This is a genomic window from Mesorhizobium sp. M7D.F.Ca.US.004.03.1.1 (assembly GCF_003998635.1).
Classification (GTDB): Bacteria; Pseudomonadota; Alphaproteobacteria; order Rhizobiales; family Rhizobiaceae; genus Mesorhizobium; species Mesorhizobium loti.
On record NZ_RZQG01001132.1, the window covers coordinates 1 to 1693 of the forward strand.

General features: G+C 65.0%; 2 protein-coding genes and 1 pseudogene. All 3 read left to right on the forward strand.

Going from position 1 to position 1693, the window contains the following annotated elements; genetic code table 11:
- The coding region (locus EN935_RS34720) for a FliM/FliN family flagellar motor switch protein (RefSeq protein ID WP_164771633.1) at positions 1–770 on the forward strand (770 nt) is incomplete at its 5' end.
- Positions 771–786: 16 nt separating this feature from the next.
- Positions 787–1173, forward strand: coding sequence for a flagellar motor switch protein FliN (fliN, locus tag EN935_RS34725; RefSeq protein WP_023761675.1), 387 nt, complete (start codon positions 787–789; stop codon positions 1171–1173).
- A 44-nt stretch (positions 1174–1217) separates the two neighbouring features.
- Positions 1218–1693: pseudogene (locus EN935_RS34730) on the forward strand (flagellar motor switch protein FliG); the annotation flags it as partial.

A 1693-nucleotide genomic window follows, 5' to 3' on the forward strand; every position in this document is an offset into this window, starting at 1 on the left:
AAGCGATACAGGTTAGCCGCGTTCCCGAGGCGCGTTCGCGCGCCGGCGACACGTTTGCCCTGACCGTCGTCGGCTCGTCCGTGTCCTCCGATGCGATGACCCTGGTGATCGATGCACCGGCGATCGCGATCATGGTCTGCACGCTGTTCGGCGGCGATCCGGATCTGCCGGTGTCGCCAATCGAGCGCGATCTGTCACAGATCGAAATCGATGTCTCGACCATGGTGTTCCAGCAGGTCGCGCAGGCCCTCAATGGATCGGGAAAGCGCTCGCTCGACCTGCGCCTGCCGGCGCCGCGGGCAATGTCGGGCACCGAGGCGAAGCGGCACGTGCTGCGCGACGGCGCGGCGATCCGCATCGTCCTTGGCATCTCGACGCCGGCCGACAGCGGCACCGTCACCGTGACGATGCCGCAGCGTGTCGTGCTGGCCAGCCGGGACAGTGCCGTCGCCGCCGGCGAGAACGATCAGGGAGCCAGCTGGCGCGCGCGCTTTTCGGAAGAAGTGATGCGCTCCACGGTGGCACTCGAGGCCACCATGCCGCTGGCGCGGCTGACACTCGGCGACCTTGCCGGTTTTGAAATTGGCCAGGTCATCGAGTTCGAGGAAACGGCGCAGTCGCAGGCACGCCTCAGCGCGCGCGGCAAGACGCTATTCGTGTGCGAGTTCGGCAAACTGGGACAGAATTACACCGTCCGAATCAGGCATCCCTACGATGCCGGGCAGGATTTTATCGAAGCGCTGATGCCGGCTTCTGCCGGCCGCGCCTGACATTTGGAGACGACGCATGGCCAAGACCAAGGTGGAAGCCGACCTCGACCAGCCGGACGAGCAGCTCGACCGTGCCATTGAAGAGTTGCGCGGCGTCCTGCATGAAGAGGAGCAACGCCCCGATGCGGCGTTCAGGGCCGCTTCAGGTGCCAATTCGAGCGTCATCATGAATATCCCCGTCGATGTCCAGATCATCCTCGGCAGCACCGAGATGCCAGTCTCCGACCTGATGGCGCTGCAGAAGGGGTCGACCGTGGCGCTCAATCGCCGCATCGGCGAACCTGTCGACGTCGTGGTCAACGGCCGCAAGATCGCGCGCGGCGAGATCACCGTGTTGGAAAGCGATCCGTCGCGCTTCGGCATCAGGCTGACCGAAATCATCGCCGGCACGAAGGGCGCCTAGGACATGGGTTGCGGAGCTTGCCGGTGGCAGCAGAGGCGAGTGGCATGACGACGCCGGTGACCTTGACCCGCGCGCAGAAGGCGGCCGCCATATTGGTGGCGATGGGCAAGCCGTCGGCCAGCCGCCTGCTGAAATTCTTCAAGCAGGAAGAACTGAAGGCGCTGATCGAGGGCGCCCGTCTGCTGCGGACGATTCCGCAAAGCGATCTCGAGCGCATCGTCGCCGAGTTCGAGGCCGAGTTCACCGAAGGGGCGGGATTGCTCGATTCCGCCGACAGGATGGACACCATCCTCAATGAGTCGCTGTCGCCCGAAGAGATGAGCGCGATCATGGGCGACAAGAGATTCGAGGTCGCACCGGAAGGCCCGCCGCCGATCTGGCCCGAGCTCGAAAAGCTCGAGCCGGCGCGGCTTGGCGCCTTCCTGGCCGGTGAGCATCCACAGACCGTGGCCATGGTGCTGTCGAAGCTGGCGCCGCAAGTGGCGGCGAGCGTATTGTTGACGTTGACCAAGTCGACGCG

Excerpts from the sequence above, each read along its gene's own strand:
- fliN (WP_023761675.1), top strand. The coding sequence starts at position 787 with ATGGCCAAGACCAAGGTGGAAGCCGACCTCGACCAGCCGGACGAGCAG.